The organism is Flavobacterium sp. AC267 (genome assembly GCF_979258715.1).
In genome coordinates this window covers 3,799,996-3,820,651 of record NZ_OZ409875.1, presented here as the reverse complement: position 1 = coordinate 3,820,651, position 20,656 = coordinate 3,799,996, and the positions used below count along the sequence as shown (strand labels likewise).

The 20,656-nt window shown below is 35.9% G+C and carries 25 protein-coding genes and 3 pseudogenes; 16 read left to right on the top strand and 12 right to left on the bottom strand.

What is annotated here, in order from left to right:
• Positions 1-102 precede the first annotated feature (102 nt).
• The 4 genes from ACZZ95_RS20200 (at position 103) to ACZZ95_RS20185 (ending at position 2,296) form a co-directional block, all read left to right on the top strand.
• Positions 103-384, top strand: coding sequence for a hypothetical protein (locus ACZZ95_RS20200; RefSeq protein WP_463470398.1), 282 nt, complete (start codon positions 103-105; stop codon positions 382-384).
• Positions 385-593: 209 nt separating this feature from the next.
• Positions 594-866, top strand: coding sequence for a hypothetical protein (locus tag ACZZ95_RS20195; RefSeq protein WP_463470397.1), 273 nt, complete (start codon positions 594-596; stop codon positions 864-866).
• Positions 820-1,227: a hypothetical protein gene (locus ACZZ95_RS20190; RefSeq protein WP_463470396.1), complete on the top strand. Its 408-nt coding sequence runs from the start codon at positions 820-822 to the stop codon at positions 1,225-1,227. The genes ACZZ95_RS20195 and ACZZ95_RS20190 overlap by 47 nt, the downstream gene beginning before the upstream one ends.
• Positions 1,193-2,296, top strand: a complete 1,104-nt coding sequence (locus tag ACZZ95_RS20185; RefSeq protein WP_463470395.1) for a mechanosensitive ion channel family protein — start codon at positions 1,193-1,195, stop codon at positions 2,294-2,296. Before ACZZ95_RS20190 ends, ACZZ95_RS20185 begins: the two co-directional genes overlap by 35 nt.
• A gap of 97 nt (positions 2,297-2,393) precedes the next feature.
• Here ACZZ95_RS20185 and ACZZ95_RS20180 read toward each other — a convergent pair whose 3' ends face one another.
• From ACZZ95_RS20180 to ACZZ95_RS20160, 5 genes are all read right to left on the bottom strand, one after another.
• Entirely contained in the window at positions 2,394-2,783 is a 390-nt protein-coding gene (locus ACZZ95_RS20180) for a response regulator (RefSeq protein ID WP_463470394.1), read from the bottom strand.
• Positions 2,784-2,846: 63 nt separating this feature from the next.
• Positions 2,847-3,851 carry a sensor histidine kinase gene (locus ACZZ95_RS20175; protein ID WP_463471719.1) on the bottom strand — a complete coding sequence of 335 codons (1,005 nt, stop codon included), beginning with the start codon at positions 3,849-3,851 and terminating at the stop codon, positions 2,847-2,849.
• Entirely contained in the window at positions 3,799-5,256 is a 1,458-nt protein-coding gene (locus ACZZ95_RS20170; protein WP_463470393.1) for a PAS domain-containing protein, read from the bottom strand. Before ACZZ95_RS20170 ends, ACZZ95_RS20175 begins: the two co-directional genes overlap by 53 nt.
• A complete protein-coding gene (locus ACZZ95_RS20165; RefSeq protein WP_463470392.1) occupies positions 5,210-5,377 on the bottom strand; it encodes a hypothetical protein in 168 nt (55 codons plus the stop codon). Before ACZZ95_RS20165 ends, ACZZ95_RS20170 begins: the two co-directional genes overlap by 47 nt.
• Positions 5,361-5,834, bottom strand: coding sequence for a PAS domain-containing protein (locus tag ACZZ95_RS20160; protein WP_463470391.1), 474 nt, complete (start codon positions 5,832-5,834; stop codon positions 5,361-5,363). Before ACZZ95_RS20160 ends, ACZZ95_RS20165 begins: the two co-directional genes overlap by 17 nt.
• A gap of 657 nt (positions 5,835-6,491) precedes the next feature.
• Between ACZZ95_RS20160 and ACZZ95_RS20155 the strand changes: the two genes are divergently transcribed.
• Both ACZZ95_RS20155 and ACZZ95_RS20150 read left to right on the top strand, forming a co-directional pair.
• A complete protein-coding gene (locus tag ACZZ95_RS20155; RefSeq protein ID WP_463470390.1) occupies positions 6,492-6,809 on the top strand; it encodes a response regulator in 318 nt (105 codons plus the stop codon).
• 593 nt (positions 6,810-7,402) lie between these two features.
• Positions 7,403-8,425: an LLM class flavin-dependent oxidoreductase gene (locus tag ACZZ95_RS20150; RefSeq protein WP_463470389.1), complete on the top strand. Its 1,023-nt coding sequence runs from the start codon at positions 7,403-7,405 to the stop codon at positions 8,423-8,425.
• A 72-nt stretch (positions 8,426-8,497) separates the two neighbouring features.
• Here the strand turns inward: ACZZ95_RS20150 and ACZZ95_RS20145 are convergent.
• Positions 8,498-8,977 (bottom strand): annotated as a pseudogene (locus ACZZ95_RS20145) (YceI family protein); the annotation flags it as partial.
• A gap of 522 nt (positions 8,978-9,499) precedes the next feature.
• Between ACZZ95_RS20145 and ACZZ95_RS20140 the strand changes: the two are divergent.
• The 8 genes and pseudogenes from ACZZ95_RS20140 (at position 9,500) to ACZZ95_RS20105 (ending at position 14,567) form a co-directional block, all read left to right on the top strand.
• On the top strand, positions 9,500-9,625 hold the full coding sequence (locus ACZZ95_RS20140; protein WP_463470388.1) for a tautomerase family protein: 126 nt from the start codon (positions 9,500-9,502) through the stop codon (positions 9,623-9,625).
• A gap of 132 nt (positions 9,626-9,757) precedes the next feature.
• Positions 9,758-10,162: a YybH family protein gene (locus ACZZ95_RS20135; RefSeq protein ID WP_463470387.1), complete on the top strand. Its 405-nt coding sequence runs from the start codon at positions 9,758-9,760 to the stop codon at positions 10,160-10,162.
• Between the two features lie 13 nt (positions 10,163-10,175).
• Entirely contained in the window at positions 10,176-10,451 is a 276-nt protein-coding gene (locus ACZZ95_RS20130; RefSeq protein WP_463470386.1) for an alcohol dehydrogenase catalytic domain-containing protein, read from the top strand.
• Positions 10,420-11,145, top strand: coding sequence for a zinc-binding dehydrogenase (locus ACZZ95_RS20125; protein ID WP_463470385.1), 726 nt, complete (start codon positions 10,420-10,422; stop codon positions 11,143-11,145). The genes ACZZ95_RS20130 and ACZZ95_RS20125 overlap by 32 nt, the downstream gene beginning before the upstream one ends.
• Before the next feature lie 27 nt (positions 11,146-11,172).
• A complete protein-coding gene (gene egtD, locus ACZZ95_RS20120; RefSeq protein WP_463470384.1) occupies positions 11,173-12,168 on the top strand; it encodes an L-histidine N(alpha)-methyltransferase in 996 nt (331 codons plus the stop codon).
• A gap of 18 nt (positions 12,169-12,186) precedes the next feature.
• A pseudogene (egtB, locus tag ACZZ95_RS20115) lies at positions 12,187-13,367 on the top strand (ergothioneine biosynthesis protein EgtB).
• Positions 13,368-13,408: 41 nt separating this feature from the next.
• Positions 13,409-14,269, top strand: coding sequence for a MalY/PatB family protein (locus ACZZ95_RS20110; protein WP_463470383.1), 861 nt, complete (start codon positions 13,409-13,411; stop codon positions 14,267-14,269).
• Positions 14,235-14,567, top strand: coding sequence for an aminotransferase class I/II-fold pyridoxal phosphate-dependent enzyme (locus ACZZ95_RS20105; RefSeq protein ID WP_463470382.1), 333 nt, complete (start codon positions 14,235-14,237; stop codon positions 14,565-14,567). Before ACZZ95_RS20110 ends, ACZZ95_RS20105 begins: the two co-directional genes overlap by 35 nt.
• A gap of 22 nt (positions 14,568-14,589) precedes the next feature.
• Here the strand turns inward: ACZZ95_RS20105 and ACZZ95_RS20100 are convergent, their stop codons facing one another.
• The 5 genes and pseudogenes from ACZZ95_RS20100 to ACZZ95_RS20080 form a co-directional block, all read right to left on the bottom strand.
• A complete protein-coding gene (locus tag ACZZ95_RS20100; RefSeq protein WP_463470381.1) occupies positions 14,590-15,207 on the bottom strand; it encodes a Crp/Fnr family transcriptional regulator in 618 nt (205 codons plus the stop codon).
• Between the two features lie 102 nt (positions 15,208-15,309).
• Complete coding sequence (locus ACZZ95_RS20095) at positions 15,310-15,615, bottom strand: hypothetical protein (protein WP_463470380.1); 306 nt, start codon at positions 15,613-15,615, stop codon at positions 15,310-15,312.
• Positions 15,569-15,784 carry a hypothetical protein gene (locus tag ACZZ95_RS20090; RefSeq protein ID WP_463470379.1) on the bottom strand — a complete coding sequence of 72 codons (216 nt, stop codon included), beginning with the start codon at positions 15,782-15,784 and terminating at the stop codon, positions 15,569-15,571. The genes ACZZ95_RS20095 and ACZZ95_RS20090 overlap by 47 nt, the downstream gene beginning before the upstream one ends.
• Before the next feature lie 171 nt (positions 15,785-15,955).
• Positions 15,956-16,957 (bottom strand): annotated as a pseudogene (locus ACZZ95_RS20085) (type I glyceraldehyde-3-phosphate dehydrogenase).
• Between the two features lie 89 nt (positions 16,958-17,046).
• Positions 17,047-17,985 (bottom strand): ring-cleaving dioxygenase, encoded by a 939-nt coding sequence (locus ACZZ95_RS20080; protein ID WP_463470378.1) that lies wholly within the window; start codon positions 17,983-17,985, stop codon positions 17,047-17,049.
• Between the two features lie 318 nt (positions 17,986-18,303).
• Here ACZZ95_RS20080 and ACZZ95_RS20075 point away from each other — a divergent pair, with 318 nt between their 5' ends.
• Together ACZZ95_RS20075 and ACZZ95_RS20070 are read left to right on the top strand one after the other, a co-directional pair.
• Positions 18,304-19,380 carry a sigma 54-interacting transcriptional regulator gene (locus tag ACZZ95_RS20075; RefSeq protein ID WP_463470377.1) on the top strand — a complete coding sequence of 359 codons (1,077 nt, stop codon included), beginning with the start codon at positions 18,304-18,306 and terminating at the stop codon, positions 19,378-19,380.
• Positions 19,364-19,897, top strand: a complete 534-nt coding sequence (locus ACZZ95_RS20070) for a sigma-54-dependent Fis family transcriptional regulator (protein WP_463470376.1) — start codon at positions 19,364-19,366, stop codon at positions 19,895-19,897. The genes ACZZ95_RS20075 and ACZZ95_RS20070 overlap by 17 nt, the downstream gene beginning before the upstream one ends.
• Before the next feature lie 175 nt (positions 19,898-20,072).
• Here the strand turns inward: ACZZ95_RS20070 and ACZZ95_RS20065 are convergent, their stop codons facing one another.
• On the bottom strand, positions 20,073-20,516 hold the full coding sequence (locus tag ACZZ95_RS20065; RefSeq protein WP_463470375.1) for a TMEM175 family protein: 444 nt from the start codon (positions 20,514-20,516) through the stop codon (positions 20,073-20,075).
• Between the last annotated feature and the right edge of the window lie 140 nt (positions 20,517-20,656).

Below are 20,656 nucleotides of genomic sequence, written 5' to 3'. Positions count from 1 at the left end.
GTTTTTTTTGTACTACTGGAAGTTTTAGGACTGTCCCACATATTTTATCTACGCTTATTAAACGTATTTTTCATTTTTTATGGCGTAAACAGAACCTTGCAGATGAATCGTAAAGATGGTAACAATAATTTTATTCTGAATGCTGTATCTGCATTGCTTACAGCTTTTACAGGTGTGATGCTAAGTATTGTTGCATTGGTTATTTATAGTTATGCTAGAGGTGGAGATGCGTATGTAAAATCATTGTCGCAGGCATTTATGTTTGGAGGAGATCCATCGGTGCCAACTTATTGTCTCTCACTTTTATTTGAAGGAAGTGCTTCCTGTGTAATTGTTACTTTAATGCTGATGTTGTATTGGAATAATAAATACAAAGCTGATTGATAATTGAACATGAAAGATCAACAAACAGTCTAAAAAACTCATAAAAGTGCTATTGTTAAGCTTAATTTTCTCTTAGAGGATTTTATTTATCTTTTATAATTTCTTATTTTTAGTAGATAAACTGCTGAAAAATAAATAAGATTATGGTTTTAAATGTTAAGCGTTTACTTTTTTATATGCTTCTGGCTCTGTTGTTACAACCCTATGGAGTGACAGCACAATTGTTAGGTTCTGGTAAATCTCCAGTTGAAGAACCTCTAAAAGAGCCGGAAGATTCTCTGGGAAGAAGAACTCCGCAGGGAACTGTTAACGGATTTATTAAGGCAATTGGCGATCAGAATTATATACGTGCGAGCCAGTATTTTGTTTTAAGCAAACGATCTTACCGTCGAACTCCTGAAAGAATAAAAATAGCCGAGACTTTTCAGCAAGCTTTTGGACAAGGGAGGAAATCTTTCCCCATCTTCCATTATCAGCAATAAAGAAACGGGACGCACAGATGACGATCTGGCGGCGGGAGTTGATCTTGTTGGAACTATAACAACAGGTAAAACAGCCATAAGACTTTATGTAGAAAACCAGTCCGATGATAGTCAGCCGCCTTTATGGCTTTTTTCAGCTGAAACTGTAGAATCAATTGTTTCGGCTGACGTTTCGGGAGAAAAAGACTTTTTTAGACCGCGTACTGCCGACAGTTTTAAAAGAACGAAAATTAGGAAATGTTCCAATAGGCCATTGGGCAGTGGTAGTCATTATGACTGTCGTATCGTATTTACTTTCCAGATTATTACTTTTTGTAGCAGTTTATGTGATACAAAAAGTATGGAAGAAAGTCGCCAGTGAAAAAGGTACAGCGGTTATAGAAGCTTTCTCACTTCCCGTTCTTATGTACACAACGGTAATTTTGTTTGTCGCATTAACCCAGCGAATGGGAATTTCTATCATTGTACGCCAGCGTTTCAGTATTATTATAATTACTATAGGAATTGTTGCTTTTCTAATATTGCTTTGGAGGTTAACTGATTTTGTAAGCATGTATACGCGAAGCAGAATGAACAGGCGAGGCCGAATTTCTGCTGTATCGGCGATATTATTTTTAAGCCGTACGACAAAAGTAGCTATCGTTTTTATTGGAATTATAGCGATACTAGGAATTATTGGTGTAGATGTAACAGCGGGACTTGCGCCGCTGGGTATTGGAGGTATTGCCTTGGCACTTGGAGCACAAAAAACTATAGAAAACTTTGTAGGAAGTGTGAGTCTTATTGCTGATCAGCCGTTGCGAGTAGGTGATTACTGCCGCGTAGATGATATTAAAGGAACTGTCGAATCTATCGGAATGCGTTCTACCATGCTTCGCACTTCTGCGCGCACCATTGTTACTATTCCGAACGGGCAGTTATCAGCCAGTAAAATAGAAAATTTTGCACATCGGGATCGTTTTATCTTTAATCCGATATTTAATTTCAGAATGGATACAGCGCCAGATCAGATGCGCTATTTATTGGTAGAACTTAAGTCTTTACTATATGCTCATCCTGCAGTACTGAATTCATCTCCCGTGGTACGCTTTACAGGAATTACAACCGATGCCTTAAAAGTTGAAATCACAGCTTATATTGAAGCGGTTAATTTTGAAAAGTCTCAGGAAGTTCAGGAGGATTTACTATTACGAATGATGGATATAATTGAAAGCGCCGGTACATCGCTGGCATATCCATCTCAGACACTTTATATGGCTCGTGACACTACGGTATCAATTGAAAAAGCGGCAAAAGTTTCAGAAACAGTTAAAAAGTGGAAAGAAAACAACGAACTCCATATCCCTGAATTTGATCCGAAACGCATCGAAGAATTAAAAGGGACTATAAAATATCCAGATGAAGGAAGTTTTAAACGAGATGAAGAGTAAAAAAGAATGCCGTCTCAAATATTAATTTGAGACGGCTATATTTCACAATAAAAGTTTTTTATTTTTTGATGCAACAAGTGAGAATATATCGCAATTATCAAGAAAGAAATTTGGTTATTGCCTTTTCCAATTCTTCTCGAATAGCGACAATAGAATAAGGTTTCGTAATAAACTGCGTCGCTTCATGCTTTGTGGCAAACATTTTATCCTCAACACTTGAAGAAGTCGAATAAATAATAACTGGAATGTTTTTAAGAGCATCGTCTTGTTTAATGTTTTTCAAAAATTCTCTGCCGTCCATCACCGGCATATTAAGATCGAGAAAAATCAAATCAGGTTTTTGAAAGCCTTCGGCATTTAATTTCTCAAATGCTTCTTTGCCATGTCCTGCTTCTTCATATCTCACAGAGGTTTCAAGCGACAATAATGACTCCTGAAATATCTCGCGGTCATCGGAGTCGTCGTCAATTAAAAAGACTACTTTCATTTATTTTAATTTAAGTAAAAACAAAGATACAACTTCTTTCCTCATAAATTTTAACATTGGGCTTTATGAATGTTTAATTGGTATTACAATGGTAAATGTAGTTCCAAGACCTTCCTTAGATTCGGCGGTAATCTGTCCATTGTGGTTCTGCATAATTTTGCGACAAATAGCAAGACCTATTCCTGTTCCTGCGAACTCATCTTTTCCGTGGAGACGCTGAAAAATATTAAAAATCTGCTCCGCATAGTTTTGACTGAATCCGATTCCGTTATCAATTATTTCAATTTTGACATATTCAGATGTGCTGTCCAAGGAAAGTTCTTTTATAGCCGAATCTGAAAGAATTTCCGATGTAATTGTGATATTCGGGGCAACTCCATTTTTACTGTATTTAAGTGCATTTGAAATCAGATTACCAAAAAGCTGTGACATTTGCGGCGGAATGGCTTCTACTATGGGAAGCTTTGCAACTGATATAGAAGCATTTTTCTGCTCGATAGTTAAATCAAAATCAGTAATGATATCTTCTACAATCTGATTAAGGTCAGTATATTCGAATATTTTGGAGGTATTTGATAGTTGCGAATATCCCAATACATCTTTGATGAGGTTTTCCATTCTTTTTGTAGAACTGGTAATCTTGTTCAGATAGGTACTTACTTTATTTGGATCTTTTTCCAGATTCTCTTTTAGCATTTCTGTAAAAACACTAATCTTTCGAACAGGTTCTTGAAGATCGTGGGAGGCGATGTAAGCAAACTGCTGTAGTTCTTGATTATTGATTTCCAGTTCTGCATTGGCGACATGGAGTTCAGCAGTACGTTCTTTTACTTTAAATTTAAGTTCTTCTTGTAATTCACGTTCCTTAGTGACATCCTGTGCTGTTCCGCTTAGGCATTCCGGAATGCCGTCTTTATCATATATAAGCTGGGCGTTTGCATGTATAATGCGAACCTGTCCTGTTACACTATTTATAATGGGAAACTCAGAATCATAAAAATCAGATGATTCTGGTTTAATAGTTTCTTCTATGGAATGGATTACTTTCTGTCTGTGAGTTTCTGCAATCAGACTGAAAAGATCTTCCTTGTTTGTGCTGTGATGCTTGCAGGCCCAGCCAATGTTTAAAACGTGTAGAACATACAAAAGTATTGCTGGGCAGATCTAGTTTCCAAGTTGCTAGTTCTGCAAGCTCTACAGCACCGGCAAGTGCCATTCTTGTTTCTTCGAGTTTTTTGTTCGCTATAACCTGATCTGTAACATCAATTGCAATATCCATAATGCCATAAATTTCACCTTGTGCATTTCGTATAGGAGTATAGGTAAAATCAAAGTAAAATGTTTTTAGAGCGCCATTCATTTTAAGTGTTGCCGGCATGGCACTGCCGTAATAAGTTTCACCAGTACGGTATATATTCTCAAGAATTTCCATAAAAGGCTGGCCTTTGAGTTCTGGAACGCCTATTTCCATTGGCTGTCCAATGACCGATTTGTCCTTTCCCCAATAGCCGATCATAATATCATTGGCAATTTCAATTTTCATGTTACTGCCTGTAAAAAGGCAAATAGCAACCGGAGACTGCTCAATCATAAGACTTATGCGTTGTTCGCTTTCCGCTAAGGCTTTTCTTCCCGTAATAATTTCGTCCATATCCATACAGAAACCAGCATAGCCGGCATAATTTCCGTCGGCGTCATAAAAAGGATCACCGGCGACCCTGCACCACATAATATCTCCGTTATTTTTCTTAGCTCTGAATAGTACATCAAAATGTTTTCTAGATGATGTCGCTTCTATATACGATTGTATTGAAGTTTTTAAATCTTCTTCCAGAATAACCGATGTCCACGCTCCATCTTTAAGAGCATCGATGCTAAGACCTGTAAACTCGATCAATGTTTTGTTGAAATAAGTCAGTTTTCCTTCTTTGTTAGAAAGCCAAAGACCAGTAGGAGAGCTGTCTGTTACATTTTGAAAGAGTCTTTCGGCTTCCTGTTTTGTCTGAATCAAAAGAGATTCAGCTTCCTGTAAAGTAACACGGTTTTGCTCGCGCTCTGTTATATCGGCAATTGTACCAGAAAAAGCAGCAGTTTTGCCTTCAGAATTGATCATTCTTGTCGCTGAAACTGCAATAGTATGTACACTGCCGTCATCCCAAACTACTCTTGGGGTATAATAAAAAGTTCCTGTTTCGATGCCTCTTTCTATAGCTTCAGAACGGAGATAAAGATCATCAGGATGTACATATTTTAAAAAATCCCTGCGGGTTAAATTGTCTTGTATTTTTCCTGAAAGCAACATTGAAAATTCAGGGGTATAGTCAATACTGTTATCTGTAAAGTCAACATTGAAAAGTCCCAGTCCCATACTTTTAATGGTAAGGTCTGTAAGTTGTCGGGATTTCAATAGTTCAGAAGCGACTTTCCTATGTGCTGTTATATCCTGCGACTGTTCCGTTAAAACGGTAGGCATTTTTTGTATCATCAAACCATGCTTTTCCCAAGGCGTGCACCGTTCTTGGTACCTTAGTGCTTGGATGTATAATGGTATATTCGATATCATATTTACCGCCAGAATCATATTGCAGCCGCATTAGAAATTGCATCAATAACACGTTGTCTGTCGTATTCTGCAATGGCGACCGTGGCATTACTAAGTAATATTTCATCATCAGCTTTTAATCCAAACCATTCTTTCAGTCTTGGATTAGCAGAAAATTTGCGTGAAGCGGGATTTAGGTCAAAAGTTCCAAATTCAGCCGCATTAATAGCAAATTCAAGTTCATCTTTACTCTCTTTTAATTTTTGGTTGTAAAATACCTTTTCAGTTGTTTCATTACACACCACTAAAACTCCTTTTATCTGTCGGTCATCATCACGGATAGGGCTGTAACTGAAAGTCCAATAAACATCCTCAAGTCTTCCGTTGCGATAGATGGGAAGTAATAAGTCATCGTACCAGATGCTTTCTCCAGTGGTCAATACTTTTGTAATAAGGGGATAGATAAAATACCATATTTCAGGCCAGCAGTCAACAGCTTTCTGTCCCATAGCTTTGGGGTGCTTTCCTTCGTTCCCCAAGCTCGGACGATACGAATCATTATAGAATTGTACCAAATCTTCTCCCCACCATAGAAACATGGGAAATTTTGATGATAAAATAGTAGCAAGGGTATTTTTTAAACTTTCAGGCCATTGATCTGGTGTTCCAATGGAAGTCTCGGACCAGTTTATATTTCGGATAATTTCGGAGGATTGTCCGCCGTTTTGAAGAAAAAAAAGATCGCCTGCTCAAATTATCGGTGTCCAAGTTTGTTATTTTTTTAAGACAAAAAATATAAGATTTAATGTCTGCACGTTAGGGGAAATTTAGATAATTCTTATTTAAAACTGTTTAAATTAATTACTTAGAAACAGCTAAATCTTAAATTAATCCAGATTAAAAATACTGTTTTCGTAACAGATGATTTTATATAATTTTTGAAATTAGTTATTGAATTTTAATCTGCGTAAAAAAGATTATCTGATTTAGTCCAATTTTTTCTTATGAATTACTCTTATGAACTTCTATGTTTTTGAAAGTGTTTTCTTAAGAAAAAATGTTTAACTTTATAGTTAGGTTTATTTTTTTATTGATTTGTTTCCTAACAGAAATACAAATTATGAAACACAAGATTTCTTTTAATCGTAATAATCAAATTAAAAGCCATGCCGCAACAAAACTCTGAGAGAATTATTTATTTAGCTGACGATGACGAGGATGACAGAATACTGTTTTTGGAAGCAGTAGAGGATCTCAATATCCCAGTTAGTGTTGAGTTGGCGGTCGATGGAAAAGAATTGATAAATGCGCTTACTAATTTAGAGCGTCTTCCTGAAATAATATTCCTTGATATTAATATGCCATGCAAGAACGGTTTTGAGTGTCTGAAAGAAATTCGAAGTAAAAACGGCGCTCTGCAAAAAGTAAAAATAGTTATACTTTCGACCAGCAAGCAGTTCGTTGCATATTACTCTTGCCTATAAGCTTGGTGCCGATTTTTATGCTGTAAAACCAGGCAGTATTCAAGGATTAAGAGATCTTTTGAAAAAAGTACTGGATCATGAATGGAAAAATGAAAAACGAGACATGAAAAAATTTCTTCTGACTTAATACCTTGATAATGCGCTTCTATAATAATGTAGTTACTTTCTATAATAATGTAATTACTTTCCAATCGAGAACCTGACATTAAAAAATTGTAATCTTGCCGGAATATTTTGTAAAAACTTTATTCTTCCATTCAAGTAACTTTGTCTCTGCTGTACTAAACAACAGAAGAATCTAATACGGAAACGAAACTGAAAAGACAGGGGGTCGGCGGAATTGTCTGCAGGATCCGGACAGTGATTTAGTTAGTTACGGCATACCTCAGGCATCCGCCGAGTCGCCGAAAACTCCTTAAAAACTTTAAGGAGTTTTTTTTGTTTATTACTATTGGATAATTGATATGCATTAGAAAAAAATAATCCAGCTCTAAAATCAGTACTAAACTTCATAAATACTTTCCAAGCAAGGTTGTGGCTTCCCTCAATAATGATGCGTATATTTGGGAATGTAAATAACAATAATGCTATCTATGAAGAAAATAGGATTTTTATCATTTGGGCACTGGGCAGACCATCCTTCCTATAAATCTCGTACGGCGACCGATACTTTGCTCCAGTCCATCGATTTGGCTGTTGCGGCAGAGGAAATTGGTTTAGATGGAGCTTATTTTCGTGTTCATCATTTTGCGCGACAACTTGCATCGCCTTTTCCTTTACTTTCGGCTATTGGTGCTAAAACAAACAAAATAGAGATTGGAACGGGAGTGATCGACATGCGGTATGAAAATCCACTGTATATGGTGGAAGATGCCAGTCTTGCTGACTTAATTTCAGGAGGACGCTTACAACTAGGAATCAGCAGGGGATCACCGGAACAAGTTGTTGACGGCTGGCGTTCTTTTGGTTATGAACCAAAGGAAGGAGAAACAGATGCTGATATGGGACGTAATAAAGCTTTGGAATTTTTGGATAAGCTGAGCGGTCAAGGATTTGCAGAGCCAAATCCGTATCCAATGTTTCCAAATCCTCCTGGTTTACTCCGCCTTGAACCTCATTCAGAAGGATTACGAGATCGTATCTGGTGGGGAGTCGCATCCAACGCTACTGCTGTTTGGGCGACCGAAAACGGAATGCATCTGCAGAGTTCTACCTTGAAATACGATGAAAATGGGAAACCTTTTCACATCCAGCAGGCTGAGCAGATCAGGATATATAAAGAAGCTTGGAAGAAAGCGGGACATCAGCACGAGCCTCGAGTTTCTGTAAGCCGTTCTATTTTTGCACTGGTTAATGATCAGGACAGATATTATTTTGGCGATCAGGGTAAAGGATCTGATAGCTTTGGTAATATCGAAAGAGATAAACGAGCAATATTCGGAAAGAGTTACGCTGCAGAACCGGATAAACTTATTGCTGAACTGGCTCAAGACGAAGCTATCCAGGAAGCCGATACAGTACTGTTGACCATACCAAATACATTAGGTGTTGATTATAATGTGCACATACTGTCGGCCATACTAGAACACGTTGCTCCAGAATTGGGATGGCGTTAGATTTTTAAAACAATTAAAAAGCCCCTGCTTATTATAAGAGGGGCTTTTGTATGAAATATAGCGAAGAGTATATTATTTTTTTGCTGTGTTTACATCGATACCAATCTCGATATCTTTACTAATCATCCATTCTGCAGGATCTGTCTCAGTTGTTCCAAATTTAATATCCCAGTCTGTACGGTTAACAGTAAACTTAGCTTGTATAGATGCATTTCCGTCCGCGATTGTAACTTTTGCAGGGAAAGAGACATTAAGCGCTTTTCCTTTTAAAGTCAGGTTACCGCTTACCGTTTTATTAGCACCTTCTATAGCTCCTTTTGCGGCGGGATCTAATGCGGCAACTTTAGTGATTTTAAAATCGGCAGTTGGATTTTTCTCCACATCAAAGAAATCGTCGCTTTTTAAGTGAGCTTCCAATTCAGAATATTTTTTATCTTTTTCCGTTACTGATGCAGGATCTACTTTAATTGACTTCATATCAATTACAAATTCACCAGCTGTAAGTTCTTCCCCTTCAACTGATACTTCCCCAGACACAAGTGTGAGTGTTCCCCAGCGAGGTGCAAAACCTCCTTTATGAAATGCTTTCCAGTCTACTTTAGATGTTTCTAAATTTACTGGTAATACATCTCCCGTTTTTTCTGCTACTTGTTGTTCCTCTGTAGTGGTTGTTTCAGTAGAAGATTTTTTTCCGCAGGAAGTTAAAAATAAAGTAACTGCTTGCTAATGTGAATACGCTTAATTTTTTCATTTGCTATGTATTTAATTATTAAATAAGTTTAAAAGGTTTAAATTATGAAAATTTTCCCACTATATCTAGTGAGCAATTTATTTTTTATTGTGAATTGCTTCAATTTAAAAAGCTGCTAGATCTCCATTGCAGAAAATCCCTAAAATAAAATTCAGAATCAGGTTTAACTTAATGTAGTTTAAGAAGCAGTATTAAACTAGTTTAAGACTATTTCTTAAACCTGTTTATAGGCAGTACATAAAGTTTTGCTTCAACTTTGTAAACAAGTTTTGCCAGTCAAGACAACGAGTATTAATACAGTATAAATTTAAAGCAAAAAAAAGATGCTGCACGTAATTGTAAAGTTGTATCCTGGAACTTCTGAGGAACAAAAAGAAAAAATCGCACAAGAAATCACCAGTATAATTATGAACCATACCGAAAAACCCGAAGCGAGCAGTTTCTATTGAAATAACAGAAGTAGCTGAAGAGGTTTGGATGGATCAAGTATACGACAAGGAAATAAAGCCTAATATGGAGAAGCTTTATAAAAAGCCAGGTTATTAATAATCAATTATTCTTAGGTAATTAAAAATAATGATATGAATTACACAAAAGAAAAACAAGCGATTAGTACATTACTGGACAATTTTGCCCAAGTATTAAACAGCGCGCAGACTAAGGCAATTCCAGATTTTTTTGATCAGGATGCTATTTTCATTCCTGAAGGGATGGGAAAATTTATTGGAATTGATACATTAGGAAAAACAGACGAGGGTTTTCTTAAGCGTGCTAATTTTAAAATCAGTTATACGATAAAAGATATTACTGTAGAAAATAATTATGCGTTTGTAGAAGCTTTTGCTTCTACAGTAGAAAATCGTATTTCTGATCTAAATTCTGTAAAAAAGAGCAGTATGGATTTCTTCGTTCTTAAAAATGTGGATGATAATTGGAAGATTTACCGATACATTTTTAATAATGTAAAAGAACTTGAAGTAATTTAAAACAAACTTAATCATGAAAGCGACAGTTTTAAGAAGAGCAGGCGGTGCAGAAAATTTTTCTTTCGAAGAACTACCTATTCCAGTACCGCTAAAAGGTAAGGTTCTGATAAAAGTAAAAGCCTTTGGACTTAATAGATCCGAACTCATGACACGCAAGGGATTATCTCCAGATGTAATTTTCCCAAGAGTACTAGGGATTGAATGCGTCGGCGAAGTAGAAAATGATCCAGAAGGTATCTGGGGAAAAGGACAGAAAGTTGCGAGCATTCATGGGTGGAATGGGACGTGATTTTGACGGAAGTTACGCCGAATACACTGTTCTTCCTCGAGAGATTATTATGCCTTTTGAAAGCACGCTTCCTTGGGAAACCTTAGGTACCTTGCCAGAAATGTTCCAAACCGCATACGGATCACTGCATCGTTCACTTAAAATTGCAAAAGGCGAAACCTTACTAATACGAGGCGGTACCTCTTCTGTTGGATTACTCGTCGCACAATTGGCCAAACAAGCGGGACTTTTTGTAATTGCCACAACTAGAAATGACAATAAAAAAGAGCTTTTATTAGCTAATGGAGCAAATGCAGTTCTTATTGATAATGGAAATTTGGCAGAAGTAATCAAAAGAGAAAACAGATTGAAGATTGATAAGGTGTTGGAGCTTGTGGGCACCACGACACTAAAAGATTCTCTTAAATTAGTTGATAATGGCGGAAGTGTCTGCATGACTGGAATGCTGTCTGAAGAATGGTCGATTGTCGCATTTGCCCCAATGGAGTTTATTCCTGCAACGGTTAATCTTACTGTTTATGACAGTGGTCAAATCCGAATTGAAGGAAAATATTTCCAGAAATTTGTTAATGAAATTGAAAATAATATGCTAAAACCAGCTATAAAACGTATCTTTAGTTTAGATGATATCGCAGAAGCGCATCATTTTATGGAAAACAATTCCGGCGGGGGAAAAATTGTTGTTCTGCCTTAAAAAGGAATTTCTAAAAAACAAAACCTTATGATATTGCAATCTTACAAAACCACACATAAGACCACTCAAACTAAAGATAATTCTGAAGATCAATTTCGCTTCGATGTTCTTGAAGGTCTGGGAAGCAAACCCAAAAAACTGCATTCTAAATATTTTTATGATAAAATAGGAGATCGTCTTTTCCAGCAGATTATGGCAATGCCAGAATATTATCTGACGAATTGCGAAATGGATATATTTCAAAATAAAACTTCAGATCTGGCTAAAATAATTCTGGAAAATGATTCGGCATTTGATTTAATAGAACTCGGTGCTGGGGACGGTACTAAATCGGCTTTTTTGCTTAAGCATCTTTTAGAGCAAAAAGCAGATTTTAATTATATGCCAATCGATATATCGGCCAATATATTAACGGTGTTGGAGCAAAAACTAAATACTGAACTGCCACAACTTACTATTACTTCTTTGGAAGGGGAATATTTTAAGATGCTTGAAAAAGCCGCTCATTTATCTTCAAGAAGAAAAGTAGTTCTTTTTTTAGGAAGTAATATTGGTAATATGGAAAAGGACGAAGCTTCTGCATTTTGCAAAGGTCTCAACGACTATCTTTCTCCAGGAGATATTGTACTAATGGGCTTTGACCTGAAAAAAAATCCGCAGATTATACTTGATGCCTATAATGACAAAACGGGAATTACCGCGTCATTTAATCTTAATTTGCTTACCCGTATTAACAACGAACTAAATGCTGATTTTGTTCTGGAAAAATTTGAACACTATCAAACATACGACCCACTTAGCGGTGCCTGCAGAAGTTATCTGGTAAGTTTAGAAAATCAGACCATCACGATAGACGGACAGCCGATAAATTTTGAAAAAGACGAGCTGGTTTACATGGAACTTTCGCAGAAATATTCATTGGAAGAAAGTGATGATTTAGCCGCTAATTCTGGATTTGTGACTATTAATCACATCATGGATTCAAAATCATGGTTCACGGATGCATTGTGGCAGGTTGTTTAATTTTAAAAGATAATGAAGATGCAGGAAAAACAAGCAGTAATAAATCAGGAACGGTTACTAGATAAATATAATAGCGTCAGATCGCATTCTGAAAATATATGCAAACCACTAGAAATAGAAGATTATGTGGTACAGCCAGTAGTAGATGTGAGTCCGCCGAAATGGCATCTTGGTCATACAACTTGGTTTTTTGAAACTTTTATCTTAAAACCTTATAATAAAGGCTACAAAGTATTTAATGATCAATATGACTTTGTTTTTAATAGTTATTATGAAAGTGTTGGCGCAAGAGTAGTACGCACAGATCGTGGTAATTTGAGCCGTCCATCGGTTACAGATGTTTATCAGTATCGGGCTTATGTTGACGAGCAGATGGAAATTTTTCTTCAAAATGAAATACTTTCTTCTGAATTAGCGGAAGTACTAGAACTCGGACTTAACCATGAACAACAGCATCAGGAATTACTGTTTAGTGATATAAAATATATCTTGGGGCATAATCCGCTTTTTCCAGTTTATAGTTCAGATAAAATTTTTGACCAACAGACTTCACAAGACAATGAATTTGTAAAAGTAGAAGCTGGCATTTATGAAATTGGATATAAAGGTGAAGATTTTTGTTTTGACAACGAACTCGGACGCCACAAAGAATATCTGGATCGTTTTGAAATAGCAAAATATCCTGTAACAAATGCTCAATATCTTGAATTTATTGCTGACGGAGGTTATACCAATTTTAAATACTGGCATTCTGAAGGTTGGGAATGGGTAAAAGAAAACGCAGTAAAATCACCACTCTACTGGCATTATATCGATCAGAAGTGGATGAATTATACTTTTGCTGGTTTACAGGAAATAGACCTGAATGAACCAGTTTGTCATGTCAATTTTTACGAAGCATCGGCATTTGCATCTTGGAAAGGAATGCGTCTGCCTACGGAAGCGGAATGGGAAACAGCATCACCAGAATTAAACTGGGGGCGCGCTGGGAATGGACAGACAGTGCATATTTGCCTTATCCTGGATTTCAAAAAGCACCAGGAGCAATAGGAGAATATAACGGAAAATTTATGGTAAGCCAAATGGTTCTACGCGGGGCATCTGTGGCAACACCAAAAGGGCACAGCCGTGCTACGTATCGCAATTTTTTTCATCCTCGTCATCAGTGGCAGTTTATGGGAATACGATTGGTAAAATAAGCCGAATCATCAGAAATAAGAATAAACAAAGCTTCTTGATTATGGATTATAATTTTGATGAGGTTATCTCACGCAGAAACAGCAGTTCTATTAAATGGGATGATGCTCCTTTTGAAGATGTCTTGCCCATGTGGATTGCAGATATGGATTTTAAATCGCCTCCTGCTGTTTTAAATGCTTTGCAGAAAAGGGTAGAGCACGGCATTTTTGGCTATACTTCAATACCTGAAACGTTTTATAATGCCATATTAAACTGGTGGAAAAAGAGATACGGCATTACACTTGAAAAAGAATGGCTCGTGCCAGTTTCGGGAGTTATCCCTGCATTGTCTGCGACGATACAAGCGCTCAGCAATAAAGGAGATAAAGTTATTATTCAGCCTCCTGTTTACAATCATTTTCAGACCAGTATTATCAATTCGGAACGAAATGTTGTCGAAAATAATCTGCTGTATGATAACGGTCAATACGCTATTGATTTTGATTTACTATTAAAACAAACCGCTGACCCTAAAGTTAAACTCTTAATTTTAAGTAATCCGCATAATCCTGTTGGAAGAGTATGGACCAAAGAAGAGTCGCAAAGAATTGGAGATAGTCGCATTAAAAATAATGTAATTGTAATTTCAGATGAAATACATGCCGATTTGGTCTTCAAAGATTATAATCACATTCCGTTTGCTTCACTTGGGGAACCCTACAGCTTGAATTCTATAACGTTGAGTTCGCCTACCAAAAGTTTTAATCTGGCAGGATTACAGGTTGGATATTTCTTTAGCCAAAATAACGAGTCGCGAAAAGCAGTCCAGTCTTCATTTAAAGTGATGGGAATAGAATTATTGAGTTTATTTGGTATCACAGCTCTTATTGCTTGCTTACGAAGAATCGGAACATTGGCTTGAAGCCCTTAAAGAATATCTTTATGAAAATTATCTTTTTCTTGTATCATTTATAGAATTGAATCTTCCTCAAATCAAAGTTACAACTCTACAAGCAACCTATTTAGTTTGGCTCGATTGTACTGCTTTAAAAATTGCATCAGATAATTTAACTCATAATCTCTTAGAAAAACAAAAGCTATGGATCAATTCAGGATCTACGTATGGAGAAATTGGCGAGGGATTTTTGAGAATTAATATCGCGACTCCACGAGCACTATTAGAAATGGGACTAGAAAGGTTGAAAGAAGGACTTTTGTAGATTAGCAGGTTTAAATTTATTGTTATTCTTCAGCAACGATCTTCTTCCGAATTTTACTCAGAAATTCAGGTGTAATACCCAGATAAGAAGCTATTTGCGTATTTGGTATTCGGTTAAATAAATCAGGATACTGCTTTATGAAACTTACATAACGCTCCTCAGCAGTTGAGCTGATATTTTGAAGGATTCGATTTTGAAAATCAATATATTTTCTTTCTGTAATAATCCTGAAATTGCGATCAAATTTGTGGTAATTTACAAAAAGGTATAAAAGATCATCATGATTTATTTGTAAAACTACAGCTGGTTCTATTGCTTCAATATATAACCGACTTGGTATTTGTTCGTAAAAGCTATGAAGGTCACTTATCCAGTCATTTTCAACAGAAAATTGCAAATTGTGCTCTTTTCCTGCGGGATCAACTGCAAACATTTTAAAACAGCCTGAAACGATAAAGTAATAATGGCGGCAGATATCTCCTTGCCGCAATAAGTATCCTCTGCGTCTTATATTTCGAATCGAAAATAGTTTTGCAATTTCTTCTTTTTCGATAGTATTCAGCGGAAAATAAAGATTAAAGAAATTAATCAATTGAATAATAGCTTGATCGGAATTTTGCTGTGGTAAGTTATTGCTCATTTCGTAGTATAAAGAGTAAATATACTAAAAAATGAAACTTTTTTCTAATGTAAATATTGGGTTACTTTAGAACTCTTTTATGTTTTTAAAAGAATTTATAAATTATTCTTTTCTATTCTCGAGCTCCACCTTGAATTTTCCAAAATACGGATTGTCAGCCATAAGTGAATGTCCGATTACTAAAATATGATTTCCTTTTTGGTTGAGGTTAATTTTTAAATCCATTCCAAAAGGCCCGTCCGAAGAATTGTCAGGAAAAATAATTTGATTGAAACGGATATTTCCTTTACCTGTAGCAGGAATAATTTTCGCAGTTAATTCACCCAACTCATCATTTTTAAATTTAATATAAACTTTCGAATTAAGAGAATCTATAGAGCCTTCTGCAAGCAAATAAACCTTTGTCATTTTTTACATTCATTAGAATAGTGTCCCCAATCTGTTTGTTTTCTTTTTTGTTTTTCTTAACCGCAACAGGCTCAGAAACTTCAACTGGAGTTTTCGGGTTTTCTTTATTTTCTTTTTGCTGGCATGAAAATAAGAATATTGATAGTGAAAGAGTTATAAAGAATTTCATAATAGTATTTTTTTAAAGTCTCTCAAATTTAGTTCTCTTTTGAAAATGTTTTGTTACATCGCCACATTCTGATTTTGTAGAATTTAGATGATTGTAAATCAGTAACATCTTATTTCTATAAAAGCAGAAAGGGACAATTTGTCCCTTTTCAATTACTGCTAGTTAGTATACTTAAATTTTTTGAGATAAATATTGAGCAACTTCTGCAAGTCTATTGGCAAATCCCCACTCGTTATCATACCATGCGGCTACAGAAAGCAGATTTCCTTGTTTCGTAGTAAGAGGAAGATCGATTATAGAAGAATGCGGATCTGCAACAATTCTAGCAGAACTCCATTGTTCTTCTAAAACATCTAAAACGCCTTTTAACTGTCCTTCTTTTGCCGCTTTTCTAAAAGCATCATTAACTTCTTCTACAGAACAATCTTTGGTAGTAACCAAATTCAATTCGGCGATACTTCCCGTTTTTGTTGGAACCCTGTATGCTTTTCCTGTAATCTTCAAATCACTCCAGATAAACTGCAGGGCTTTTGCGAGCACCAGATGATGACGGAATTATATTTTCGGCGTGACCCAAGAATCACGTCTGTCTTTCATCGGCTGATCTGTCAATGATTGCGTATTAGTGTAAGAGTGAACCGTAGAGAAAAGACCATATTCAATTCCGAAGTTTTCTTTGATCACTTTTACAACCGTCGCCAATGCATTTGTGGTACAGCTTCCCATACTTATGATTTTATGGTTCTGAGCATCAAATTCATCCAGATTAATTCCTTTCAACAGCACAGCATCGCAGTCTGCTAGTGATTTACTCGGCGCACTTACCAAAACGTATTTGGCACCGTTGTCAATATGTTTTTGGGCATTGTCTCTGGTAGTGGCACGTCCTGTACAATCCACAACTAAATCAACTCCCAGTTCTTTCCAATTCGGAATTTCCTTGCTCGAATTCTTGTACGCAATTTGTCGGCCTCCAATAGTAAAACTGCTGTCGGCTGTTTTTACTTCTTCGTGCCATCTTCCATAATTACTGTCAACACTAAAAAGTGCTCCCAGCAATTCTATATCCTGAATGTCTGCAATGACTTCTGGAACAAAAAGATCGTTTTGCAAAGCCACACGAAGAAACTGTCTTCCAATGCGGCCAAATCCGTATAATGCTATTTTTGCCATAATAAATTTGTATTAAAATTAAAACGTTAGATTATTAGATAAAAAAAACATAGTCCCGAGCGCTGTCGAGACTATGTATTATTTTAGAATTAATTAATTTTTACCAAATGCGCTTCAATAGCGACTCTGTCTGATTCGTATTGTATTGGAAGTTTTAAGTTTTGACCTAATTCTTCTACGCTTTCATCTACCATAAAACCTGGGTTATCGGTAGCGATTTCAAATAAAACACCGCCCGGTTCTCTAAAATAAAGAGAGTGGAAATAATTTCTGTCAATCTGTGGTGTAATAGACAATCCGTATGCTTCGATTTTTTCACGGAAGTGCATTAAAATTTCATCATTTTGAACTCTAAAAGCCACGTGGTGTACAGATCCGTTGGCTACATGACCGCGTTTTTCTTCAGCAAGCTCAACTAAGTCAACAATTGCGGCGTTCTCTACAGCATCTGTTGCATAACGGTAACGATTTACATCCTGCTCAATTAATTTATAGCCAAATATTTCAGTTAAGATTGCGGCAGTTGCTTTTATACTATTTAAAGTTAAAGTGATGTTATGAAAACCTCTTGTTGCAACGTCAGCTTTTACTTCATTGGTTTCCCAAGGTTTTCTGTTATCGTCTGTTTTAGATTCTATTAACTCTAATTTTAATCCGTCTGGATCAAGAAAAGTCAAATATTTTTCTCCGAATTTTTCAGCAGGTTTGTTGTAAATAACATTATGTTCTTCAAAACGTTTCTGCCAAAAATCAAGACTTCCTTTTGGAACAGAATATCCAATTTCAGTTGCCATTCCTGATCCTTTTCTGCCTTGTTGGATTCCTTCTCCCCAAGGGAAAAAAGTTAAGATAGTTCCAGCACTTCCTACTTCATCACCAAAGTAAAAATGGTAAGTTCCCGGATCGTCAAAATTTACTGTTTTTTTGATAAAACGTAATCCTAGTATGTTTGAATAAAAGTTGAAGTTGCGTTTAGCGTCACCTGCAATTGCAGTAATATGGTGTAAGCCTAAAATTTTATTTTCCATGGTTTTTATATGTATTAAATTGTTATTGATTTTCTTTTACAAATTTACTGCTGTTATAGCGTCGCATCGATTAACCTAGATTAAGAAATATAAAGCCGTGCCATTTTCATTTGTTCAATTAATAACCAAATAATATTCCAAGTGTGTTAAGTTGTTGTAAGTTAGTGATTTAATTGTGTTTTCGGGTTTTTAATCCTACGATATATCGTAATTTTATGAATTGAAGCTGTTTTATTTAGAAAATCGGTAGCAATTTAGTTGAAGCTATTTCTTAAATTTACCCTGTTACCGCACAAAATACCACAAGAATTATTGTTTATGGAAAAGCCGACAGATCAAACTGCAGTTATAATGAACCGATTGCAGGAAAGAGAACGAGAACAAATGTTGATTTTGTCTATTTGCGGTTCGCTTGCTCAGGCTTTGTCAAAAGCAGAATTTGACACCGTTGTAAGCACTATTCTTAAAGAGAAGCTTTCTTTTGATGATTTTATTCTGGCTTCTGCCGATGAAAATGAAACAGAATATCATGTTTTCTATCAATTTTTACAGAAAAATATGCCGTTAAAAAAGCTGGCCGTAAATGATGGTTTTTTTGATGTTTGCATGGATTCTGCCGACACTATTATTTTTGACTTAAAAACACTGAGCGAGAAAAAGAATAATTTCCCTCCCTATATTTCTACAGTAAATACGAAAGGTTTTAAAAACGGAATTGGAATCTGCCTTCCCTACATTAAAGGAAACAGAAATGTTCTTTTTCTTTTCTTTAAAAACCCTTCAGCTTTCAACAGAGAATCCAGCCGAATTCTTAGAGGAATTGGGACACAGCTTTCTATTACGGTAAAAAATATTATGCTGACTCAGGAATATGAAAGCAAAATCAGTGAACTTAAAATACAAAATCGAAATTTTTCTGAAAAAGAAGAAAAACCAATTTTAATAAAAAACGAGGGTTTTCATGGAATTGTAGGAAACAGCGATGCCATGCAAAAAGTATACGAACTCATTTCGCAGGTTGCCTCTTCGCAATCGACTGTTTTAATATTTGGTGAAACAGGAACGGGAAAAGAACTTGTAGCTGGTGCAATCCATAATTTATCATCGGTTTCAAACAAAAAAATGATCAAAGTGAATTGTGCTTCCATTCCAGAAAACCTGATCGAAAGTGAATTATTCGGACATGAAAAAGGAGCTTTTACGGGCGCTTTGGAAACCAGAATTGGTAAGTTTGAACAAGCCGAAAACAGTACCATTTTTTTAGATGAAATAGGAGAGATGCCTTTAGAACTGCAAGGAAAACTACTTCGTGTGCTTCAGGAAAAAGAAATTGAGAGAATTGGCGGTAAAAATACCATTAAAGTAAATGTTCGCGTAATTGCGAGCAACCAATAGAATATTAGAAAAAGAAGTTGAAGAAGGCCGTTTTAGAAGTGATTTGTACTATCGCCTAAATGTTTTTCCAATTCAATTACCTTCTTTAAGAGACCGCCCAGAAGATATTGAGGTATTAGGTAATTTTTTCTTAGAAAAACACGCGACAAAAAACGGTAAAAAGATAAAAGGTTTTTCTAAAAAAGTATTGAATAGCATGACTGCAAACACATGGCAGGGAAATGTACGCGAATTAGAAAATATGGTCGAAAGAAGTATTTTATTTGCAAAGGATGAAGTGATAAAAGAAATGAGTTTTACGGAGCTTTTTAAAACCGAAACTTCGACTGTGGAAAATGAATTTTATACCAAAACTTTGCAGGAAGTAGAGAAGGAGCATATTTTAAAGGTAGTTAAAAAATGCAGAGGCAGAATATCTGGACCGCAGGGCGCGGCCGTTTTATTAGGTCTGCCTGGAACAACTTTGATTTCGAGAATGCAGAAATTAGGGATTAAAAAAGAACATTTTACAGATTGATTTATTCCTGAATCATTTTTATTTTCCCTGAAGAAACAGCCCAGAAAATCAATAACGTCATACTGATTACCAAAGCAAATGCCGGATATTGAAATGAAACTGCAAAAGCGATTAAATACGTAGGAAGTCCATATAAATAATTGTTTCGGATTTTTTTATGGCCGAATTTGTAATTTCAGGACGCAAGCAATTTCTTGTTACTGCTCGCCGTGTACCACAACAGATTGTACGAAAGATTGATAAGCACAAATATTCCGGTATAGATTGCCACCGCAATATTAGATGCTTCCCCTTCAAAAAAACGCGCTAATAAAGCGGTAGGATAAGAAACCGCTGTTACCAGAAAAAGAATTAATCCGTTAGCGAACATTATGGCTGTATTACGGCTGTAAATTTGTTTGAAAATCTTATGATGATTGACCCACATAATAAAAATACTGAAAAAAGAAAGTGTAAAAGCAAGATACGATGTCCATTCTCCTTTTAAAAAAGTAAGTAACTGAGTTCCGTTTTTTATAGCAGATGTATCTGGCGCATGAAGATCCAGCACCAAAAGGGTGATGGCAATCGCAAATACGGCATCGCTGAAATTTTCTATTCTTACGGTTTCTTTTTCCATTTTTTTAATTTTTATTTTAACCGCAAAGAGCGCAAAGATTTACGCAAGGTTCGCAAAGTTTTTAGACAAAGCTTTGCGAACTTTATATTTACAAACACAATAAATCAATATGAGAAAACTTTTGCGTGCTTTGCGGTTAA

Coding starts and splice junctions, on each gene's coding strand:
- ACZZ95_RS20200 (WP_463470398.1), top strand. CDS start 103: ATGAATCGTAAAGATGGTAACAATAATTTTATTCTGAATGCTGTATCT.
- ACZZ95_RS20180 (WP_463470394.1), bottom strand. CDS start 2,783: ATGAAAGTAGTCTTTTTAATTGACGACGACTCCGATGACCGCGAGATA.
- ACZZ95_RS20170 (WP_463470393.1), bottom strand. CDS start 5,256: ATGCCTACCGTTTTAACGGAACAGTCGCAGGATATAACAGCACATAGG.
- ACZZ95_RS20165 (WP_463470392.1), bottom strand. CDS start 5,377: ATGCGGCTGCAATATGATTCTGGCGGTAAATATGATATCGAATATACC.
- ACZZ95_RS20160 (WP_463470391.1), bottom strand. CDS start 5,834: ATGGGACAGAAAGCTGTTGACTGCTGGCCTGAAATATGGTATTTTATC.
- ACZZ95_RS20155 (WP_463470390.1), top strand. CDS start 6,492: ATGCCGCAACAAAACTCTGAGAGAATTATTTATTTAGCTGACGATGAC.
- ACZZ95_RS20150 (WP_463470389.1), top strand. CDS start 7,403: ATGAAGAAAATAGGATTTTTATCATTTGGGCACTGGGCAGACCATCCT.
- ACZZ95_RS20140 (WP_463470388.1), top strand. CDS start 9,500: ATGCTGCACGTAATTGTAAAGTTGTATCCTGGAACTTCTGAGGAACAA.
- ACZZ95_RS20135 (WP_463470387.1), top strand. CDS start 9,758: ATGAATTACACAAAAGAAAAACAAGCGATTAGTACATTACTGGACAAT.
- ACZZ95_RS20130 (WP_463470386.1), top strand. CDS start 10,176: ATGAAAGCGACAGTTTTAAGAAGAGCAGGCGGTGCAGAAAATTTTTCT.
- egtD (WP_463470384.1), top strand. CDS start 11,173: ATGATATTGCAATCTTACAAAACCACACATAAGACCACTCAAACTAAA.
- ACZZ95_RS20110 (WP_463470383.1), top strand. CDS start 13,409: ATGGATTATAATTTTGATGAGGTTATCTCACGCAGAAACAGCAGTTCT.
- ACZZ95_RS20100 (WP_463470381.1), bottom strand. CDS start 15,207: ATGAGCAATAACTTACCACAGCAAAATTCCGATCAAGCTATTATTCAA.
- ACZZ95_RS20095 (WP_463470380.1), bottom strand. CDS start 15,615: ATGACAAAGGTTTATTTGCTTGCAGAAGGCTCTATAGATTCTCTTAAT.
- ACZZ95_RS20090 (WP_463470379.1), bottom strand. CDS start 15,784: ATGAAATTCTTTATAACTCTTTCACTATCAATATTCTTATTTTCATGC.
- ACZZ95_RS20080 (WP_463470378.1), bottom strand. CDS start 17,985: ATGGAAAATAAAATTTTAGGCTTACACCATATTACTGCAATTGCAGGT.
- ACZZ95_RS20075 (WP_463470377.1), top strand. CDS start 18,304: ATGGAAAAGCCGACAGATCAAACTGCAGTTATAATGAACCGATTGCAG.
- ACZZ95_RS20065 (WP_463470375.1), bottom strand. CDS start 20,516: ATGGAAAAAGAAACCGTAAGAATAGAAAATTTCAGCGATGCCGTATTT.